Genomic DNA, 19,871 nt, shown 5'->3' with positions numbered 1-19,871 from the left:
AACCCATGAAGCTGACGCTCGGCTTGCTGCCATCTGAGCCCATCAGGCAGCGCCAGTGGGCGCCGCTCGGACCGATCCGCACGTAGACCGCGCTTCTTGCACTCGCGGCCTGCGATCCAACGACCTTCAGCCTGTCGGAGGTTTTCGCCGCCAGCTTGGCCCTGCAAGCCCCCACGGCCGCATCGCTTCAGGAAAAGCGGCCTACGACGAAGCCTTTGGTCAGCGGTTGAATCTGCGGGTCTTGGGCACAGGCGCCAAGGGCAATAACTGTCGCAACCATCGCGAACGTCCGGGTGTACTCGACCATCGTGGGAGTCCTCCTATAGTGCCAATCGCGATCTTCTTGCGGCACGAAGGAGGCTGGCGAACTCGTGCGCCCCCGCTCCCGTATGGGCGCTTCTTTGCCGTTCATGTCCGCGGCGCCCAGCCCTTCGCGCCCAGCCCCGGCAGCCCGGCGCCCCGCATTGCCGTCGATATAGTATCAAGATGCGCTTGCATCGCCGCCGCCGCGCGGTCCGGATCGCGCAATGATATCGCCGCCGCAATGGCCTCGTGCTGGGCGGTGTGGCGCTGGGTGAACTCGCTGACACCAAGTTTGCGATAGGTCAGCTCCCACTCGCGCTGCCAGGCCGCGTGACGTCGCACCCCCGCAAGATAATCCAGAAGCCCCAGCAGGATCGGGTTGCCGGTCACCTCCGCGATGCCCCGATGGAAGGCCGCGTCGAGCTGCTCGCTCTCCGGCCGCGTACGCGCGCTGCGGCCACGCCGCGCCAGGTCCGCCAGATGGGCGGCCTGCTCTGCAGTGGCGAGCCGCGCCGCCTCGGCGGCCACCGAAGGCTCGATTGTCTGCCGCGCCTGCATGAGCTGCATCGGCGAGGCGCCCTGTACGATGATCTGCTCGGGGATCGGATGGCCGAGTGGCCGCGGACCGCAGAAGGTGCCCTGCCCGACATGCCGCCAGATCTCCCCCTCGCGCTCGAGTACCTGCAACGCGCCGCGCAGCGTCTCGCGGCTGCAGCCGAGCTGACCCGCAAGCTCGCGCTCGGGCGCCAGGCGCGCGCCGACCTCGGTGGCCAGACCAGCCACCAGCCGGCGCAAATCCAAAAGGACCACCTGCCCCCGCTTCGATGCCATGCCATGGCTCCCCCTTCGTCCGACAGCCAGACCAATTTGCAGGCCAATCTGCCCCCATGCAACACCTCGCCTCTCTAGAGGAGGACCCAAATGCTGACCACGACCATCCTTGCCCTTGCCGGTTTCGGCGCGGGGGCGCTCAATGCCATCGCAGGCGGCGGCACCTTCCTGACCTTTCCCGCGCTGGTCTGGGTCGGCGTACCGCCGATCATAGCCAATGCCACCGCCACTTTCGCCGCCCTGCCCGGCTAAGCCGGAAGCACTTGGGCCTATCACCGCGATATCCAGGCAGGCGACGGGCCAAGCCTGCGCGCGCTGGTCACCACCTCCGTCCTTGGCGGGGTCCTCGGCGCGCTGCTGCTGCTGGTCACCCCCGAGGACCTGTTTTCCGGCGTAATTCCCTGGCTGCTGCTGATCGCCACGCTGGCCTTTGCCACCGGTCCCGCGCTGCTGCGCGGGTTGCTCGCCTCGGGGCGTCACATGCCCGATGCCCTCTCGCTGACGCTGCTGCTGCTCGTCTCGATCTATGGCGGCTATTTCAACGGCGGGCTCGGGATCCTGCTGCTGGCCGCCTTCGGGCTCATCGGCATGAGCGACCTGCACCAAATGAACGGGCTGAAGACGCTGGCCTCGCTGGTGCTGTCGGCTGTCTCGGTCGTCACCTATAGCCTTGCCGGGCCGATCGACTGGAGCGCGCTGGTCGTCACCGGCCTTGGCTGCGCCGCAGGCGGCTACGTTGGCGCGCATATGGCCCGCAAGGTGCAGGACCTCTCGCTGCTGCGGACCTTCATCGTCACCGTCGGGCTGGTCACCACCATCGTCTTCTTCGCGCAGGCCTATGGTTGAACTTTTCACGAAATGCTGAATTTTTGCGCGGCAGGCACAGAAGGCAATCCTCCATGCAGATTCTCCGTTCCCTCGGTCCCGCCGTGGCGCGCGTTTCCCTCCGCGAGGCGCTCCGCGCTGGCGTCGGCGCGCTGCTCGGGCTCGGCGTCACCGGGCTCTTCCTGCTCTCGCCGCAAGTGGACCTGAGCCTCGGGCTCTATCTCGTCGCGCCCTTCGGCGCGACCTCGGTGCTGCTCTTCGCGGTGCCCAACAGCCCCCTCGCCCAGCCTTGGTCCGCCATCGTCGGCAATACCGTGGCGGCGCTGGTGGGCGTTGCGACCTGCCTTCTGGTCGCAGATCCGGCGTTACGCATCGCGCTCGCCGTGGGCCTCGCGATCACCGCGACGATCCTCTGCCGCGCGGTGCATCCGCCGGCGGGTGCGGTGGCGATGACCGCCGCCATGAGCCCCGAGGCCATCGACCATCTCGGCTTCTGGTTCGCCCTGACCCCGATCGCCGCGGGCACCGGCGCGCTGGTCGTCCTCGCCGCGCTCTACGCAAAGCTCACCGGGCGGCACTACCCGTTCCGGCAGTTCGAAGCCCCCAGCCGGCACGGAACCGGGGACCGCGATCCCTCCGAGCGCCTCGGGCTCTCGGAAGCTGAACTTTCCGGGCTGCTGGAGCGATACCGGCAGTCGTTCAACCTGGGGGTCGAGGATCTGGCGCGGCTCATCGGCGCTGCCGAACTGCAAGCCGCGAGCCACCACGCAGGCCCGCTCAATGCCGAAGACATCATGTCACGCGATCTGATCACTGTTGGTGGCGGCACGAGCCTCGCCGAGGTCGCGGACCTGTTCCGGCGGCATCGGTTCACCTCGCTGCCCGTGGTCGGGCCCGAGCAAAGGTTTCTTGGAGTGATCTTCCAGATCCACCTGATCACGCGCGCCCGCGAGGATGCGCAGCGGCTTGAGCGGGGCTTCCTGCCCGCCTTCCGGCGGCTCGTCGATCTAGGCCGCGAGACGCCGGTGACCGCCTCGGACATCATGAAGGTCGCCGGCCCGCGCGCGACGCGCGCCTCCCCTGTCGCCGCGCTGCTGCCGATGATGGCGGATGGGGACGTCGATGCCATCCCGGTGCTGGAGCGCGGACGCATCGTCGGCATCGTCACGCGCACCGACCTGATCGCCGCGCTGGCGCGTCAGGCGCTGCGGCACCGCTGAGATCGCCGCAGGAATAGCCTCCAGACAAAAAAATGGCCGAGACAAGCTCGGCCGAAGTCCAACAGGGAGGTAGGGAAAGGTGAGCTTTTCAGCTCAAATCCGAACCCAGCGCCCCATCTATGGGCGAAATGGAAACTTCTCAATAAGAAGCAGCATGCGTATGCCGCATACCCGTCAACCGGGTCCGCGTCCGCGATCCGAACAGACAGGCTGATCGCGAGCGGGGCCGGTACGCAAGGTTTCGAGCCCGCGGCCGAAGCTCGAGTAATATCAGCATGGTAGGCACCGAAACTCCCATGCATCTTGCGCAGGACAGCTTTGCGCCAGGGAAGCTTGCGCTGAGCCGCGGCAATTCCTAACTAGCCATCACAGCACGAAACTGTGCTGGCGGAATTTGCCGGGCTCTCTCCTCCTCCCTGAGCCCCGCATTTCAGCGGCGGCCCCTCTCCTCCTCCCTTGGGGTCGCCGCACTCCCGCATCCAGCTTACACCCTCACATTGACGTTCGCGCCGTCTCAACAGAACCGTGCTGCCTCCGATGCACACGCCGACGAGAGTGATCTTGGGTTGCCTCGCTGAAGACGGCACAGAAATACCTCGACACCTATCGCGCATTTAACTCTCTGTTCATCCCTCTACTGCATGCTCAGCCGAAAGGGAGGACAAACCGTATGGACAATGCAGTCTCCTTGAGCGACGTGCTCGCGGATTACATCAGCCGGTACGGGCTCACCGAGAAGGCCCGGCTGTACTTTCTCGAGCACGTGGATCCGAAGACCTCGCCCGACGGCCGTGAACGCGTCGATGCGAGGCAAGAACCCGGGCCAAAGTGACGATGCCTGTCGATCTTGCTTGTCGCAGCTTTACGCCTTGCAAGCGCCGGGATTGTCGGATCGGGATTGCCCAAGGCGACAACATCCGCGACACCGCGGCGGCCGTCGGCACCCGGAATTTCCGGATTGCCCACCCCGGAGAGCTTCACCTTTTCCTTGTTGGTCCACATCGCACCTACGCTGGCAAAGAACTGCTCGCATAGACACCCGCAGACATTGGTATGTCCCGGCCCGCAGGGCATGCAAGATGCCCATGGCGCCGAATAAACGCTCAGCTAAGCCCGGCAGCGTGTCGCAATGCCTCGTTCATCCGCGTCTGCCACCCCGGGCCATCTGCCTTGAAGCGCGCCACGACTTCAGGATCCAGGCGCAAGGAGATCGCGACCTTCGGGTTCGCCGCCTTCGGACGCCCGCCTGCACTCTTGCGCATCTTCTCGGCCAGCGCCGGAAATGCTTCGGTGAAGGGCTTTGCCTGCGCGAGCTGCGCATCCGTTGCCTCGGGAGCATCGGGATCGCTGGCGATCATAGCTTGCACCTCGGCTTCACTAAGTGGCTTCTTGGTCATAGAAGTTCCCTTTCCCTCCGGCTTGAAGGGCGCATCGAGATGACCGAAACGCCCTCGCTTCCCAGAATAGCGAAAACGACTGCGATGGTTCCATCCGCAAGCCTTCCGATCGCGATTTGACGGTTTTCCTTCGCCGGAACGACCAACGAGGACAGAAAGAACGCCTCGTCCAAGTCGGAAAAATCGAGCCCATGCTTGGCCAGATTGACCAATCGCTTTGGCTCGTCCCAGACGATCATCATGAGCGCACCCTACATCCTCAATATAGTTTATGTATCTACAACAACCAAGACACGCCAACGAATAAATCGCGACCACGAGTGGCCGCCGGGTCGGAGTCTCTTGGCCATGCCTGCCGGAGCAGGTAATGCGCCGGGATCAATCTCCGATTGCTGCGCGTGGCTGCGTCGATCGTCACGACTTCATGGGCTCAGCGCCTTTTTCCACATGAATGAATTTTCCCGGAAAACTAGCCCGATCACCCCGTCATTCCCGGATTTTCCGGAACACGCCTCGCTTTACGACGGTTGCCCCTGTGACTGCCGCAGCGCGGCATCGCAATAAGGAGACACCCATGACACGCACACTGATCGCAAGGGCTACGCCAAAGGCCGGACAAGCCGACAGGCTCGCAACGCTGGTCGAAACACTGGTCGGACAGGTCCGCTGCGAGGCGGGCAACATCCGCTTCGAGGCCTTCACCGAAGACGGCGGTGCGGTGGTGATGCTCGAGGAGTACCGCGACGACGCAGCCTTCGAGGCGCATCTCGATCAGCCCCACACCCAAGAATTTAACGCGGCACTTTCTGAAGTGGTGACCGGAGGTGCGTCGACCGTGACCGACCTTACCCGCTTAGCCGAGGAGACGTTCGCGGCCCAGGGTGTGCGTGGCGTCGATCATGCGGGCCTCACCGTCCCCGACATTGATGCGGCGACCCGCTTCCTTGCCGAAGCTTTCGGAGCCGTCACGCTTTACGATGTGCTGCCCGCGGACGGGCCGGACATGGAAGGCGAAGGGCCGCAGGCAGAGCTTGGTCTTGCCCCCGGCACGCGGATCACCCACATGCGCCTGCTGCGGATCGGCAACGGGCCGTGCCTGGAACTTTTCCGAATGAAGGACGGGGCCCAGTCCGACCCTGCTTGCCTCCAGGACATGGGGCTCACGCACCTCGGCCTTTACGTTGACGACATCGACGCGGCCTGCGCGGCCTTTACCCGCGCCGGCGGCATGCTGCTGAAGGGCCCGCATCCGCTGGCCAACAACGAGGACAAGGAGGGCAACGCAGGCATCTATGGCCGCGCGCCCTGGGGCACGCTGTTCGAATTGCTGACCTATCCCGGCGGTATCGACCTGCCCGCGGACGCCCCGGCCCCCCGCTGGACTCCAAAACCCTGAAGGACCGCTGCAATGATCAAGATGACGATGCTGCTCAAGCGCAAGCCCAAGATCGACCACGCCACTTTCGTGCGCCACCATCGCGAAACGCATGGTCCGCTGTTCCGCTCGATCCCCGAAGCGCAGACCCATGTGCTGCGCTACATCCAGACCCACCCGGCCGTGGGCGACTTTCCCGTCCCGCAGGCCAACTTCGACGGCACCGCCGAGATCTGGTTCGACAGCCCCGCAGGCATGAGGGCTGTGCTCGGGTCCGAGACCTACAAGCGGAAGGTGTTTCCGGACGAGAAGACCTTTCTTGACCATGATAACACGCTAATCCTGGTAGGTGTGCAGACCGATATCATCGAGGAGAGAAGTTAGCAGGAGTACGGGTCGTGTAATGCGGGGAGCGGAGAAAGGAGAACCTCCGCTCTGTCCCGCATAGCGGACCAACACGGTTTGCGGACACACCCTTAATCAACCCGCTGCGCCGGAGACGCTATCCCCCTCTCGCAGGCGTTCGCGGTGTCTTGGTGGTCTAGGGCCCGACAGCTCAGACCCTTAGCGCCCAGGCCCTGTCGCGGGAACCGGGCCCTAAGACGAGTGAGTCCGCGTTGCCGCCTTACAGGTCGATGACCGCCGGGCGCAGCGACCGCAGGCCCATTGCCAGCGACGAGACCTCTGCAAGGAAGGCGCTGGTGTCATTGCCTTCGCACAGCAACATGGCATGGGCCTCGGCATCCTGCGGTCGCCCGCACATCATGGCGCGCACGATGTTCAGAAGCAGGCGCTCATGGCCGCTGATCCGCGCCGCGCAACGGCGGCACCCCGGGTTCGAGAACTCGAAGACGCTCTTCCGGGCGAGCCGCATTTCCTGCACGGCGCGCTGGACCCCGCAGACGAGCCCCGGCGCAACCTCGCGCCCGAACAGCCGGTCGGCATGGGGCAGCGCGCAGGTCCAGCCTTCGCTTTCGGGCGTGGCAAAGCTCTGGAACTGAAGCCGCGCGATGGTCAGCACGCAATGAAGAGCCGGATCGAGCGTCGCGGCCCCGCGCAGATCGTGCTGCGGACGGATCGGTTCGCAGCGTCGGCTCGGGCGTTCGGGGAATATCATGGCAAGCCTTTCACATGCGGGATCGGACGGCCCCCACGCGGCTCGAAAAGGCGGGAGGCCGGCCGATCCGGTCTCCTGCAAGTCGATGCACATGAGGTCGGGCTTGCATGGCGGGAACCGGCTGGCGCTCCACGGCTTCCTGACAAAACGACTTGGGAATGGCAAGCCCCTCCCCGCCCCCTGCGCGTCACCTGCCCCAAGTCATGGATATGATGGCGCGCTATTAAATCGAGAGCCTATGGCGGTTCGGTCACGGCGCTACGTCGGACGCCAAGACGCGCCTTAAAGTCATCAGCGCGATTGGTCATCTTGCCGCGCATGCCGGAAGTTCGGCGGCCCGCTACCGATCGCGCCGCTTGGGAAACGGAACGGCGGGCCAGAGCCCCCCTGCGAACGACCTGTTGCCACAAAGATACAAACGCCTTGCCTCAATAGGTCGTCATCTGGGCAGGTGGATTGAAGTTATCCGATAAAAACTGTCAAGAAGCGAGTAAGGATGCCTCAGCCATGAAACAGCCAGGGCCACCAGGATGGAGGCTCCCATGGTTGTTTCTCGAATTGCCCTGCTCGCCGGTCTTGGAGCGGCGTGGACCACACTTCTCGCGACGAGCGCCATGGCGCAGGATAGCGCCGGGGTTGATCTTGGGACCCTCGTGCTCGAGGCGGAAAGCGACGATACGCTTGTTCAGAACGGCTATGTTGCCGAGAGTGGCCGGCAGGCAACGCGCACCGATACGGCGATCCGCGACATTCCGCAGAACATCAGCACGGTGACGCAGGATCAGATGGAGGACCAGGAGCCGCGCACGCTGCTCGATGCGCTCGGCTATACCTCCGGCGCCAGCACCACCAATTTTGGCTTCGACAGCCGCTACGACGCGATCTACCTGCGTGGCTTCTCGTCGTACTACACCGGCCTGTTCCGCGACGGGCTGCGGCAGGTGAACGGCCCGTCGGCGTGGTACCAGAACTACCCCTACAGCTTCGAGGCGGTCTCGGTTCTCAAGGGGCCGTCGTCGTCGATGTATGGCGTCAGCGGCTCGGGTGGCATCGTCAATATCGTGTCGAAGCGGCCCAAGCAGGATCCGTTCCGCGAGGTGCAACTGACCTTCGGAACCGAGGGGCAAAAGGAGCTCGCATTCGACTTTACCGGACCGGTCGGGGATGGCCGCCTCAGCTACCGGCTGACCGGGGTGCTGCGCGACGCCGAAACGCCGCTCGACGGCTACCGCGACGACCTCTCGATGATCGCGCCCGCCCTGACCTACCAGCTCACCGAGCGCACCAGCGTGACTCTGCTCGGGGAATACGCCAAATCCACGCGCGGCGGCACGGCTGCCTACTATAACTCATCCTATGGCGAGGCGTCCGACATCTACGCCGGCGATCCCGATTACAACGATTTCGACAACGAGCAATGGCGCCTCGGGTACGAGATCGAACACGAGCTGACCGACAGCGTGACCCTGCGCCAGAACCTGCGCTACTCCGAGGTCGATGCCGATCTCGAGTTCAGCGGGCTTTACGCTGCGACCCCCGACCTTGGCCGCTACTGGGGACACTATCTCGAGGACTCCGAGACCTTCGCCGTCGACACCAGCGTCGAGGCGTTCTTCACGACGGGCGCTTTGAACCACACGCTGGTGACCGGGCTCGACTACAGCGATGCCTCCTATGACGCCTATTACGGCGGCGTGGGCTATGTCTCGGCGGACGCGACCGACGCGATCGACCAGCCCTATTCCGTCGGGCAGGAGAGCGAACAGCTCGGCGTCTACCTGCACGACCAGATCAAGAGCGGCGACTGGACGGTCTTCCTCAGCGGGCGCTACGACTGGGTCGAGACCACCACGTACGATGCTGTGAAGACCGGCACCGACAAGTCCGACGAGGGCTTCTCAGGCCGAATCGGGGTCAGCTATGCCGTCAATGACGACCTGTCACTCTTCGCCAACCTGTCGAGCAGCTTCGTGCCGACGACCGGGCTGGTCTTCGACGGGGCCGATGCGCCGAACAGCGGACGCCCGGGCGATCCCACCCGCGGTGTTCAGAAGGAGATCGGCTTCAAGTACCAGCTGCCCAACACCGAAAGCCTGATCACCGCCTCGCTCTTCGACATCCAGCAGGAAGACGGCGTGGTGTTCCAGACCGTCGATCCGACGGAGTTCGGCGGGCTCAACCAGGTGCAGGTGCCGTATGATCTGCGCTCGCGCGGGGTCGAGCTCGAGGGGCAGTTTAATTTCGAAAACGATCTGCGGATGACCGCTGCCTACACCTATCTCGATATGGAAATCGAGCGCGGTGCCTCGGGTACCGAGGGCAACCAACTCTCGGCAACCCCCAAACACACCGCCTCGCTCTGGGCCTTCTACGAGCCGAGCGCCGGCGCGCTCGCGGGCTGGGGCTTCGGCGGCGGTCTGCGCTATGTCGGCGAAAGCTGGGGCGACGATACCAACAGCTTCCGCAACGACGACCTGTTCCTCGCGGACCTGTCGCTGTCCTACGATTTCGGCCAGCTTGGGATTGACGGGCTGGGCCTGCAGGTGAACGTCAAGAACGTCTTCGACCGCACCGACCAGACCTGCAGCGCGGGCTATTGCTACCGCCTCGAGGGCCGCACCGCGGCCGCCAGCATCGCCTACCGTTTCTGATGTCCGGACAAGGGGGACACTGGGGCGTAATCGGTACCATCGGTGGCGTCTACGTGGCGCAAAGCGTCATCGGCGGCGTAACCTGGACCGGGCTGCCCGGTGTCCTGCGGGCGCAGGAGCTGCCGCTCGACCAGATCGGGCTGCTCTCGCTGCTGGTGCTGCCTTGGGCGCTGAAGTTCCTCTGGGCGCCTCCGGTGGAACGGTTCCGCCTGCCCGATGGCGGGCGCGACCGGTCCGCGATGATCGTGCTGTGCGGCGCAGCAGTGGTGACCGTCGCGCTGCTGGCGGTCGGGCTCATCGGCCCGTTCCCGGTGCTGCCGGTTCTCGGCATCCTGATGCTGGCAGCCTTCGCGACCGCCACCGTCGACATCGTCTGCGACGGCTATGCCGTCGCGGCGTTGCAGAACACGCGCTATGGCTGGGGCAATGCCGCGCAGGTCGGTGGCGCCTATCTCGGCTCGGCCATCGGCGGCGGCGTCTTTCTCATCCTCGTGAACCGCGCCGGATGGCTCAGCGCCACCTGGGCCATGGCGCTGGTCATTGCGGTGCTTTGTCTGCCCTTCGCGCACATTGCCCGCAGCCCGAGGCCCCAGCCCCGCACGCATACACCGAGCCTCAGAGCAGCGCTCGAGCGCCCAGAGGTCCGCAAGGGTCTGTTGATCGCTGCGCTATACGTGGTGGCGCAGAAGACCGCGATCGGCATGTTCGGCCCATTCTTCATCGATGCCGGCTACGATCTGGCGCAGCTCGGCATCCTGAGCGGAGTCGGCAGCCTGACACTGGGCTTTCTCGGGGCGATGCTTGGCGGGGCCTTCGTGCGCCGCTTCGGGGCGCGGAGCGTTCTGGTCGGCGCCGTGGCGCTTCAATCGGCGATCCTCGCGGTCGTGGCGCTTTCGGCCGGCGACGTGATCCTGCCGGCGGCCACGGTGGCACCGCCCGCGATGGTGGTAAGCGCCGCCGTGATGGCGTTCGGCTTCGTCGCGCTTTACGGACAGTTCATGCGCTGGTCCGATCCGCGTCAGGGTGGCGTCGATTTCACCCTGTTTCAATGCATGGATGCCGCGATCTCGATGGTCGCCGGGACCGCCGCAGGCTTTCTTGCGGAGCATCTCGGTTATGGCTTCTTCTTCGGCCTCGCCTGCGCGCTCTCGCTCGCCGCGCTGCCGATGATCTGGCGCGTCGCCGGACAGAAAGCTAGGTCGCATGCCTGAGATCACCGCCCGTACCGCCCCTCTCGGCCTCGCCTTCGCGCCGCTCCGACAGGCCGCGCTCGCGCTGGCCCGCGAGCATGACCTGCCCGTGTCGCAGGACGACGCAGAGGGCCTATCGCTCGACACCTATTATGGCCGGATCAGTGTTCTGCCGGGTGCCGAGGGGCTCGAGGTCGAGATCCGGGCACCGCATGCGGAGTATCTGCAGGTGCTGAAGGACACGATCGTGGCGCAGATCGCCGCGGTGGACCCGAAGGTCGCGGACGCAATCCGCTGGCGCGATGCGCCGACGGAGGGGCGTCTGCCCGCGAACGCCGTGATCATGACGGTGCTCAGCGTCGCGCCGCTCGCGGGTGGCTTCCTTCGGGTGATGCTGCAGGGCGACGTGGCGCGCTTCACCGACACGGCGATCCATTTCCGTCTCGGCATCCCGCCAGAGGGCCGCGTGGCGCGCTGGCCGAGTGTCGCGCAGAACGGCGCGACCGAGTGGCCCAAGGGCGAGGACAGGCTGCACCTTCCGGTCTACACCGCGCGTGCAGTTGATGCGGCCAGCGGGAAGCTCTGCTTTGATCTCTTCGAGCACGCGGCGGGGCGCGCGACGCAATGGGCACGGACGGCACGGCCCGGGCAGGAGGTGCTCGTCATGGCACCGGGCGGAGGCGGATGCGTGGTGTCGGGCGAACTGCGGGGCTTCGCGGATGAAACCGCCTTCCCAGCGATCGCCCGCATTCTCGAGGCCAACCCAGAGGCAACCGGACACATCACGCTCTACACCGACGCCGCCGGCGCGGCCTATCCTCTGCCCGATCATCCGCGGCTGCAGATCGATTATGCCGCGCCGGCACGTCGTGAGGATATGGGACAGGACGCGAAGGCCGCGATGACCGAGGATCAGGATATCTTCCTCTGGTTCGCGGGAGAGCGGGAGCTGGCCACATCAGTTCGCTCCGCCTGGCGAGCCTCGGGCCGGCGTACGAAAGACGCCTATATCTCGGCCTTCTGGCAGAAGACATAAAAGCCCGCGGCCGCGCGCCGCCTAAGGAGAGGCTTCTCATCTCGGCGGAGATGACCCGTCAAATTCGTTTCGTGCCTCTCCTCCGCGCTTAGGGGCGACGAACCTGGTGACTAGCCAGCGCCTAGATTGGGGACGGGCGCCGCGCGGAGCGGCGCCCGAAGGGTCAGTCGAAGTGTCCTGCCATGGGTTGGTTTCGGGAGCTGATTTGTCTAGGTCAGCCGGGACCTTGTTACTGATGGCCCCGTGCGGTCCTTCATCATTGTGCTCTCCACTCCAAGCTTCCACCTGTTCAGCGGCACCTTGAAGGGTCATGAGCCCGTGCTTGTTTTCTGCGCGCGCCCTCGTCCGTCAGTGCGGACTTTGCACTCGTCATTCTCTGGCTTGGTAACGCCGAGGTCGCGACGGTTTTCCAATCTCCTTGGCTGGCATGGACCGGACTCTCCGCACAGGTGCCACCGGCACTGGATTTCCTGCACTTGGTCCCTTGGCTCAGGCCATTTCTATCGGGAATAGCACTTGCTCACGCAGCTTGCAGCGGGGAATTCCGGAGTGATCCACATGAGGCTGTTGAACGTCAACCGCCGCATGGCCTTGCGAGAAAAGCTACCGATCCGAGAGATCGCACGCCGAACCGGCCTGTCTGCCTGGATCCAGCTTGCATCATCCGCCCTCTGGTCAGTTCCTCCGAGAATGAAGTCCATGGCGGCTACTGGTGCCGACAGGAAAACAGAGGCGGCAATAAGCGCAAGTCGGAATCGCATATACTGGACTCCACAGAGGTACGATCTGACTGATAATTTGTATCCAGATACATCCGTCGAAAACAACGGCGACGGGCCGGGAGTGCATAGGTCTGAGCAACCTGATGCAGAGATCACACCACTTGCTTTTCACTCCGTCACCGCCTCGCCAATAGTCCATGCCACGAGGTCAACCTTCTTGCAGTTTGGGGACTTGAGACCCTTCAAGATCGGCCGAAGGTGCTCGGAAGGTTTGTTGAGCTGACTGAGCCAGAAACCGTGCAGATGCCAGGGTACGTCGCCGCAGAGGAACGCGGTGCGGATCGCGTGCCCGGGCACAAGGCCCTCGAGCCCCACGGTATGCATCGCAGTGCACCGGCCGCCGAAATGGCCGGTGCGGGCAAAACCTGCGGAGCTTTACCGCCCACCTCGATGTCGCGCCGGGCTGAGGGCGGTCAGAACACCATCTCGTCGACCATTTGGAAGTAACCGGTCTGTACCCGCGGCACCCAGGAATATTCCGAGGTCGCGAAAGGCGGGATCACCTCGTCGCCGAGGCTGAAGGCCCCGGTGCCGTCGTTCTCAAGCATCCGGAAGCCATCCGAGATGATCAGCATGTCGATGTCGCCGTCACCGTCGTAATCCGCCGGCGCCAGTACGTTGCCGACGATGTTAGGATTATAATAGACCTCCTCGAACGATGCCAGGGTGTCGCCCACCACGATGTCGAAGACGCGAAGTCCCGGCAATTCGCCCGAATAGTCGTCGCTGTGCGAGCCGGTGATCATCTCGATATCGCCGTCACCGTCGAGATCGGCGCCTATGGCGGTCCCAGTCGTGCCGTCGGACGGGGCGAGAATGGGTCCACCTATCGCTTTGCCCCCGCTGCCGTCGTTGAGATATCCATAGATGCCGTAGCTCTCGCCCGCTGCGGTGTGCAGCACGTCGAGATCGCCGTCTCCGTCCAGATCCACCGCCTGCGGGTTCCCCGTCGGCCCCTCGCTCGGGGAGTCGCCGCCCATTGGGACCATCGTTCCCGTGCCGTCATTGATCAGTACATCGAGCCGGTTAAGATCGAGCCCTGTGGTTACGATCGCATCGAGCAACCCGTCACCGTTCATATCGGCGATCCGTGCATCGTTGCGGGTGGCCCCAAGCTCGAAAACCGTCGTCGCCTGAACCGAGAAACTGTTCGCGCCGTCGTTCTCCATCACGAAGAGCGTCTCTCCGGCGAAGCTGGTGGCGAAGTAGTCGATGTCGCCATCCCCGTCGATGTCGCCGGCGGCATAAGCCTTGAAGAGATCATCTGGCAGTTCTACTCCGTCATACGCATATTCTTGGAGGTCGAGGTCGATCTTCTCCTGCGAGGTGGCCGCCAGGTCAAAGCCCGCCGCCCCGTCGTTGAGATAGACCTCCGTCGTCACGGTAAAAGAGAACGGCAGATCGATGGTCGCGGGCGGCAAATCCGGCAACTCGGTGACCGCGTGGCTAACCTTGATGAAGTCGTTCAGCCCGTCGCCGTTCAAGTCAGCGCTCATGATCGAGGCGCCGCCGCGGGCGATGTCGGGCTGGCCCGGAAGGTAATAGACGTCGGTCGCGATGTCGGTCACCACCTCGGTGAAATTGCCCGCCCCGTCGTTCAGCGCCACCACCACGTAGTCGTGATCCTCGAACCACAGGTCCGGTGGCGGAGCCGGAGCCGCTGCGCGGACGGCGAAGTCAAGATAGTCGAGCCGCAACGGCTCGCCGCCGTCACCCTGTCCCGAGAGCTCGATCACGTCGCCCGCCTTCAGGCTGAGATCCGGGATCAGGTATTCCGTCAGACTCGCCTTGTTCGCCAAGTTCGAGCCGCTGGTGCCGTCCCAGAGGAACCGCGCGACCTCTGCCCCGTTCACCGTCACCCAGAGCTCCGAGATGCCGTCGTTCTCGTCGAAATAGCCCAGCGTCAGATCGAAGATGCCGGTCTGCTCCATCGTGTAGCAGGCCCGCGCCGTGCCGCCGCCAGATTGCTGCAGCACATGGCTGGCCGAGGCTGCGCCGTTGCGCACTACCTCAAATCCCGAAAGGACGGCCAGATCCTCGGCCTCGAGGCTGAAGTTGGACGCAGGACCTGGGTCCTCGCCCGGACTTATGTCGATGTAGTCGGTACGCAGCGGCTCGCCGCCGTCCCGCGCGCCTCGCAACTCGATGATGTCTCCAGAGCCCAGATGCAGACCCTCGACCAGATATTCCCGCTTGGCGGCAGCTGTGACGATCTGGCTGCCGTCGGGGGCCCCCCAGTCAAAGGCCGCGACGACCGCGCCATTGACCAGGATTTCCATGAAGGACGTGCCATCGGTCTCGTCGAAATAGCCCAGTGTCAGATTGTAATAGCCCGTCGCCCCCGCAAAGACCCCGCCGGCCTGCGACTGCGCCGCGTTCGCCTCGAGGTATTGGCCGGCTGACGGGTGGGGGTTTGACTTGACCATAAACCCGCTGCCGATCGATAGGTCTTCCGCCTCGGTGCGGCCGGCGCCGAAAATCTTGGCGAGCGGACTGAAATCCGGAAATTCGAATATAGAGGGCGTGGAATATATAGTGGGCATTTAAGCCTCCCTGAGAATAGATGAGCGACTCAAAACTGATAAATAAATGTGCACAAAGAATGCCGCAGGGTTACCCTGACGTCAATTCGCGTCACCGGCTTGGCACCCTTTTTTACTCCGCTCCAGCCGTGACCCGGAGCGGCAGGCCGGCTTGCTTCCATGATCGGCCATGGCGGTTAGGTCATGTTGAAAAATGACGGAGGCAGAGGCGGATCGACGTGATATCTATGAAGCCGAGAAAGCTCTCCGCCGTCTTGTCGTAGCGGGTTGCGACAAGCCTGGCAGTTGATTTCCACCAAGAACTGATGGCGTGGATACCCCCTCCCGCCAGCCTCGCGATCAGCGACGCTCGCGGCTTCCTACACCACGCCGCGGGGCACTATCACTCAGGATTATGCAGCCCCGTAGGGGACAGCAGGTAACCCCCGGAAGTACCACCCGCCGCAGATGCGGCAGATGCAGTTTCCGACCCCTTCAATCAGATAAACGCTGCATTCACGCATCTCTGCAGACACAAAGAAGCCCGCTAGACGAGACCTGGCGGGCTTTCGGATGTCTTGTGAGAAAGGCTCAGAGAGAGTCGCCTGCCTGTCGACGTTCACGGACAGTGCCGACAGCATCGATGAGGATTTCTGGGTCTTCGCCTCTAGCAGAGACCTTCCGAGCGATGTCGAAATCGGACAGGCCGCACTCGAGAAGCTTTTCGACCGCCTGAGATTGTTCGCGGGTAAAAATGCCCATGTTGGTGTTCTCCTATTTGTTCGCCCACGCAAAGCTCCGCACAGGGGCGAAATCATCGTCCTGCAAAGCATTCTGGATGTGTGGGGTGCCGGCGAAGCGGCCGACGGAAGAAAGCTTCTAGCACAAATGGCCATCCCGGCCAAGCGAGTTGAGAGTGTCAATTATCCGCCACATATGTCGCATTTCTGCATCACCCGGGACCCCACTCACCCTACGTCATGGAGGCTGCGACATTTCGCCTCTAGGTCGCTCTTGAGCACGGCGTGCAACGAATGGTTGGATCAGCAGCCGTCCCGCACGCCGGTCCAATATCGGCTTTCCCCAGAGCCCTTCAGCGTGCCGTGCTCACCCTGGCCCCAACTCGTGCTCATGAGGGACGTCGATCTGCGCGGTCAGTCGCGCCGGGCCGCGCTGCCCCTGCAAGAAGACCGGCCGCCCGCTGGCTGTCCTCGGAACGTATTCGAGCTAGCACGGCCTCCAAGAGGGCCGCGATCTAGCGTCATTAGGCGTGTGCCAGCTTTCCCCCTGACTAGTACGCTGGGTCCATTTTCTGGGTTGGCCTGCCCCCTTGTAGCCGTCCGCTACAATGCTCCTTGCAATAGGGCGAAATGTAGCGTAAAGCTACATCCATGAAGACGATCACCTACAGGAGCGCCGCCCTTCGCACGCTCCGCAAAATGCCGCGCAACGAGGCGAAGCGGATTACCGAAAAGGTGGAACTCTACGCGACCGATCCCGAAGCGTTGTCGAACAACGTCAAATCCCTGAAAGGCCGCGAAGGCATCCGGCTGCGTGTGGGCGACTGGAGAGTGATCATGGACGATCAGGGCGAGGTGCTAGACGTACTGAAAATTGGGCCGCGTGGCGGCGTGTATGACTGACGGAGGTTAACATGAATGAGATGATCACTATCCCCCGCACAGAATACGAAGCGCTCATCGAAGCCAGAGACGACCTTGAAGATATTGCGGCGTTTGATCGCGCGAAGGCCGATGGCGGAGAGAGCATCCCTTCGGATGCTGTTGCTCGCATCATCGAAGGCGAAAGCCCCTTGCGCGTGTTCCGCGAACTCCGTGGCCTGACTCAAGCGGAGCTCGCGTCTCGCGCGGGAGTGCATCGCGTGACCGTGGCCGAGATCGAAACTGGCAGAAAGAACGGCTCTCTAGATGCTCTCAAAAGGCTCGCCGCTGCGCTGTCCGTCACCGTGGACGATCTGATCTGAGGGAATAGAAGAGCGCTGGCGTCGTGCCCGGCGTCACTTACAGAATGCCGGTTTGCTCCTGCGAAATCTCCCGGCGTCTAAATCTTGGCAGGTTCGGCGCCGATCCGGTCAAGAATCTGATTGGGCAAGGTCGCAGTGGATCCAGATTCCGCCATGTCCGAAGATTACCACATACTTCGGACATGAGACCCGAGAGTCCGGCCCCGCGTTAGGTCCCTATTCGCCCCGACGGGATCGACATGCCGTGGTGGGATCGTCGCGCATTGATCGGCTCGACGCCGCGAAGGGTCGTCAGCGCATTTCCTGCAGCCGACCAACCGCTCACGAGGTACTGAACAACCAAGGGCTGCCTGGCTAGCCACCTGCGCGGGCAACCCAACGGTCTCCGGCAAGCTGGTGACCCACTCCCATCGTAGACATCGACATGGCGTCAAAACCTGCGCAACATGCCAACGAGCGCGCCTCGGAGCATAATCTCAAGGCGATCTTTGCACCCGTTGCCCGAGAAGAGGGGCCCCATACCTCATATGCCCGCGTCGCGCTCACCTCGGATGCCAGCCAATGCCTGGCTAGCCGATGCCTGCGCCCGAGGCGAAGAGCTCTCCGTCGTTGCACGGCCCGGTGCGCTCGCACGCCCCAGGCATCGCCCCGCCACCAATTTTCAGATGTCCGGCGACCGATAGGGTGCGGGGCATGAAGTAGCGCTCTCAACTCTTGAGCGCCATCCGCACCAAATCGGCGCGCTCGAGCTGACCAAGAAGCCGCTGCCGCAGCGCGGCTAAGCCATCCTCTCGCAGGTCATCGTTGAAATCCCCAAGGCGGGGCTCGAGCACCGAAACCGCGATACCTGCGTCCTTGGCTCGCGCGCTCAGCTTGTCTGCCGCGGCCTGCCCGGCATCGTCGAAATCTCGCGCGATGTAGAGCTGGCGGATCCCTTCGGGCAGATCGACGGCGCCGAGGTGCGCAGCCGAAAGCGCAGCCCAGACCGGAAGGCCCGGGAGGGCCTCGCGCAGCGACAGCATGGTCTCGAGACCTTCGCCGATCGCAAGGCACTCGCCCGGGCCGTCGATCTTTACGGCATTGCCCAGAAGTTCCCCCATGGCCCGGCGTTGCACCTCGACGGGCGCCTTGTCCGACCCATCCTCTGCCAGCCAGGTGCGATGTACTCCGCGAAGGCGCCCTGCCCTGTCGGTCACCGCCGCGATCAGCGCGGGACGCGGCCTGGACGCGGCCTCGTCGTGATCGCGATGCCAGCAGCGCGGATGAAAGCGCAGGGCCGATGCGGACGGCGCGCGGGTGATGCCGCGGCGCTGGAGGTAGGTTTCTGCAAGACTCCCGGAAAGCGGAACCGACGCCTCATAGAGGCGCTTGGCGGATGTCCGTTTGCCGGATGGGCTCTTGCGCTTGCGGGGCGTGCTCGGGTGCGCCACCGGCATGGGGCGCCCGAGATGTGCACGGACCTCCCCCAGAAGATCGGGAAACCGGGCGATCCCGGTCCGCGCCTTGATGATGTCGAGCAAATCACCGTATTCCCCGGTCGCGCCGTCGGTCCAGCGGCCGCGGGCGCCCTTGCCTTCATCGGGCCCGGTGAGGCGCACGTAGAGCGAGCGCCCGGGCGTGTTCTCCAAGTCCCCGACCAGCCAGTACCCGCCTTCGCGCCGCCCGGCGGAGAGATAGTGCCGACACACGCTTTCTGCGTTCTGGGCCAGCTCGCGCAGGAGGTCCTGAGTTTCGGTAGTCATGGCAAAATCACTCTATGCATGCCGCGTATTTCCCGGGCGCAACGAATCTGGAAGCCCCTGAGGGGGTGCAAAAATCCGACCCCTGGAAAATCCGCTATCGCCTGCCGGCCCGCCCCAAATCGACGACGGCCGAAGCGTTTCCGAGGCGTTGTTCCGCAAACTGTTCGCGCGCTCTGGCGGCGAGCTGGCGCGCGAAGGAACTGCATCGAGGATACCGGCCTAGCTAAAGGTCACACACGGGCGGGCGACGTCTCCTGCCGAAGAGGCGGCGCAACTCTCGTGCGTCGAGGCCCGTCTCCGCGACTACCTGCTTCTTCGGCACCGGCGGGTCGGCCCAGAGGAGGCCTGCCTTGCCGAGGGTCTCAAGTCGCGTCCGTTGTCGAGGTTCCTCCTCGACCGATCCAATCTCCTGTTCATAGGCGGAGTGGTTGAATTGGTTCATTGCTTTCCCTTTCCCGGCGGACCCCACCAACACGCGGCCTGCCGTCTTCTGCGGCGCACTCGGTCGCGCCATGCGGGAAGTAACAGGAGCTTGCACGTTGACTGCAATGCGAAGGGCTCAACCTGAGCGGGAATTTGCTTAACCCTAGGGAAGTTTGACGATTGTGCGGCTACCTGCTCCACGTCTCAGGCGCAATTGCGCGCGTTTTCTGCCACTTACGCGCCTTTTCGCTGTGCGCGGAGCCCAACCTCTCGAGCGCGCGCGGTCCCCCCGGAAGGACGGCGCCATAATCGCCCTGTCGCATCGCACCGGCCCCGCGACTACTCGGCATTCTGGCGCATCGACAGCCCGATGAGCCCGCCAACGATGTTGAGCGTGCCCTCCTCATGTCGCCTCGTCATGGCGCGCAGATACCCACTTGGGCTGAGGATCGGTGTCGCGGGATCGCCGGCCT

18 protein-coding genes and 3 pseudogenes are annotated in these 19,871 nt (G+C 64.0%); 12 read left to right on the top strand and 9 right to left on the bottom strand.

Features of this window, described 5'->3' with window-relative positions:
• Nucleotides 1-408: 408 nt before the first annotated feature.
• Nucleotides 409-1,134, bottom strand: coding sequence for a FadR/GntR family transcriptional regulator (locus G0Q01_RS14175; RefSeq protein WP_164213545.1), 726 nt, complete (start codon nucleotides 1,132-1,134; stop codon nucleotides 409-411).
• Between the two features lie 90 nt (nucleotides 1,135-1,224).
• On the opposite strand from G0Q01_RS14175, the gene G0Q01_RS27350 reads away from it, so the two are divergent.
• The 4 genes and pseudogenes from G0Q01_RS27350 to G0Q01_RS14160 all read left to right on the top strand — a co-directional run bounded on the left by G0Q01_RS27350 (nucleotide 1,225) and on the right by G0Q01_RS14160 (nucleotide 4,011).
• Entirely contained in the window at nucleotides 1,225-1,386 is a 162-nt protein-coding gene (locus G0Q01_RS27350; protein ID WP_370526738.1) for a hypothetical protein, read from the top strand.
• A gap of 15 nt (nucleotides 1,387-1,401) precedes the next feature.
• Nucleotides 1,402-1,980 (top strand): annotated as a pseudogene (locus G0Q01_RS14170) (sulfite exporter TauE/SafE family protein); the annotation flags it as partial.
• A 53-nt stretch (nucleotides 1,981-2,033) separates the two neighbouring features.
• The gene (locus G0Q01_RS14165) at nucleotides 2,034-3,179 is read left to right on the top strand and encodes an HPP family protein (protein WP_164213544.1); all 1,146 of its coding nucleotides are present in this window, start codon (nucleotides 2,034-2,036) and stop codon (nucleotides 3,177-3,179) included.
• 670 nt (nucleotides 3,180-3,849) lie between these two features.
• Entirely contained in the window at nucleotides 3,850-4,011 is a 162-nt protein-coding gene (locus G0Q01_RS14160) for a hypothetical protein (protein ID WP_164213543.1), read from the top strand.
• A gap of 271 nt (nucleotides 4,012-4,282) precedes the next feature.
• On the opposite strand, the gene G0Q01_RS14155 is transcribed toward G0Q01_RS14160, so the two are convergent.
• Both G0Q01_RS14155 and G0Q01_RS14150 read right to left on the bottom strand, forming a co-directional pair.
• Complete coding sequence (locus G0Q01_RS14155; protein ID WP_203595027.1) at nucleotides 4,283-4,576, bottom strand: BrnA antitoxin family protein; 294 nt, start codon at nucleotides 4,574-4,576, stop codon at nucleotides 4,283-4,285.
• The gene (locus tag G0Q01_RS14150; protein ID WP_164213542.1) at nucleotides 4,573-4,818 is read right to left on the bottom strand and encodes a BrnT family toxin; all 246 of its coding nucleotides are present in this window, start codon (nucleotides 4,816-4,818) and stop codon (nucleotides 4,573-4,575) included. Before G0Q01_RS14150 ends, G0Q01_RS14155 begins: the two co-directional genes overlap by 4 nt.
• A 332-nt stretch (nucleotides 4,819-5,150) precedes the next feature.
• Here G0Q01_RS14150 and G0Q01_RS14145 point away from each other — a divergent pair, with 332 nt between their 5' ends.
• Nucleotides 5,151-5,972 (top strand): antibiotic biosynthesis monooxygenase, encoded by an 822-nt coding sequence (locus G0Q01_RS14145; RefSeq protein WP_203595026.1) that lies wholly within the window; start codon nucleotides 5,151-5,153, stop codon nucleotides 5,970-5,972.
• A gap of 12 nt (nucleotides 5,973-5,984) precedes the next feature.
• Entirely contained in the window at nucleotides 5,985-6,335 is a 351-nt protein-coding gene (locus G0Q01_RS14140) for an EthD domain-containing protein (RefSeq protein WP_164197779.1), read from the top strand.
• Nucleotides 6,336-6,576: 241 nt separating this feature from the next.
• Here G0Q01_RS14140 and G0Q01_RS14135 read toward each other — a convergent pair whose 3' ends face one another.
• Nucleotides 6,577-7,068 (bottom strand): hypothetical protein, encoded by a 492-nt coding sequence (locus tag G0Q01_RS14135; protein WP_235940147.1) that lies wholly within the window; start codon nucleotides 7,066-7,068, stop codon nucleotides 6,577-6,579.
• A gap of 542 nt (nucleotides 7,069-7,610) precedes the next feature.
• Here G0Q01_RS14135 and G0Q01_RS14130 point away from each other — a divergent pair.
• From G0Q01_RS14130 to G0Q01_RS14115, 4 genes and pseudogenes are all read left to right on the top strand, one after another.
• Nucleotides 7,611-9,719, top strand: a complete 2,109-nt coding sequence (locus tag G0Q01_RS14130; protein ID WP_164213541.1) for a TonB-dependent siderophore receptor — start codon at nucleotides 7,611-7,613, stop codon at nucleotides 9,717-9,719.
• The gene (locus tag G0Q01_RS14125) at nucleotides 9,719-10,930 is read left to right on the top strand and encodes an MFS transporter (protein ID WP_164213540.1); all 1,212 of its coding nucleotides are present in this window, start codon (nucleotides 9,719-9,721) and stop codon (nucleotides 10,928-10,930) included. The genes G0Q01_RS14130 and G0Q01_RS14125 overlap by 1 nt, the downstream gene beginning before the upstream one ends.
• Nucleotides 10,923-11,945: a siderophore-interacting protein gene (locus G0Q01_RS14120; RefSeq protein WP_164213539.1), complete on the top strand. Its 1,023-nt coding sequence runs from the start codon at nucleotides 10,923-10,925 to the stop codon at nucleotides 11,943-11,945. The genes G0Q01_RS14125 and G0Q01_RS14120 overlap by 8 nt, the downstream gene beginning before the upstream one ends.
• Nucleotides 11,946-12,274: 329 nt before the next feature.
• Nucleotides 12,275-12,472 (top strand): annotated as a pseudogene (locus tag G0Q01_RS14115) (heparan-alpha-glucosaminide N-acetyltransferase domain-containing protein); the annotation flags it as partial.
• Between the two features lie 363 nt (nucleotides 12,473-12,835).
• Here G0Q01_RS14115 and G0Q01_RS14110 read toward each other — a convergent pair.
• From G0Q01_RS14110 to G0Q01_RS26590, 4 genes and pseudogenes are all read right to left on the bottom strand, one after another.
• The gene (locus G0Q01_RS14110; protein ID WP_164197522.1) at nucleotides 12,836-13,051 is read right to left on the bottom strand and encodes a hypothetical protein; all 216 of its coding nucleotides are present in this window, start codon (nucleotides 13,049-13,051) and stop codon (nucleotides 12,836-12,838) included.
• Between the two features lie 89 nt (nucleotides 13,052-13,140).
• Entirely contained in the window at nucleotides 13,141-15,270 is a 2,130-nt protein-coding gene (locus tag G0Q01_RS14105) for a VCBS repeat-containing protein (protein ID WP_164213538.1), read from the bottom strand.
• Nucleotides 15,271-15,451: 181 nt separating this feature from the next.
• A pseudogene (locus G0Q01_RS14100) lies at nucleotides 15,452-15,553 on the bottom strand (IS5/IS1182 family transposase); the annotation flags it as partial.
• Between the two features lie 287 nt (nucleotides 15,554-15,840).
• Nucleotides 15,841-16,011 (bottom strand): hypothetical protein, encoded by a 171-nt coding sequence (locus tag G0Q01_RS26590; RefSeq protein ID WP_203595025.1) that lies wholly within the window; start codon nucleotides 16,009-16,011, stop codon nucleotides 15,841-15,843.
• 629 nt (nucleotides 16,012-16,640) lie between these two features.
• Here G0Q01_RS26590 and G0Q01_RS14095 point away from each other — a divergent pair.
• A complete protein-coding gene (locus tag G0Q01_RS14095; RefSeq protein WP_164213537.1) occupies nucleotides 16,641-16,892 on the top strand; it encodes a type II toxin-antitoxin system RelE/ParE family toxin in 252 nt (83 codons plus the stop codon).
• Between the two features lie 11 nt (nucleotides 16,893-16,903).
• Nucleotides 16,904-17,233 carry a helix-turn-helix transcriptional regulator gene (locus G0Q01_RS14090; RefSeq protein ID WP_164197524.1) on the top strand — a complete coding sequence of 110 codons (330 nt, stop codon included), beginning with the start codon at nucleotides 16,904-16,906 and terminating at the stop codon, nucleotides 17,231-17,233.
• Nucleotides 17,234-17,940: 707 nt separating this feature from the next.
• On the opposite strand, the gene G0Q01_RS14085 is transcribed toward G0Q01_RS14090, so the two are convergent.
• Nucleotides 17,941-18,975, bottom strand: a complete 1,035-nt coding sequence (locus tag G0Q01_RS14085) for a toprim domain-containing protein (protein WP_164213536.1) — start codon at nucleotides 18,973-18,975, stop codon at nucleotides 17,941-17,943.
• Nucleotides 18,976-19,871 lie beyond the last annotated feature (896 nt).

This window comes from Salipiger sp. PrR007 (assembly GCF_010499845.1).
Lineage (GTDB): Bacteria > Pseudomonadota > Alphaproteobacteria > Rhodobacterales > Rhodobacteraceae > Salipiger > Salipiger pacificus_A.
This window is presented reverse-complemented; position numbering and strand designations above follow the sequence as displayed.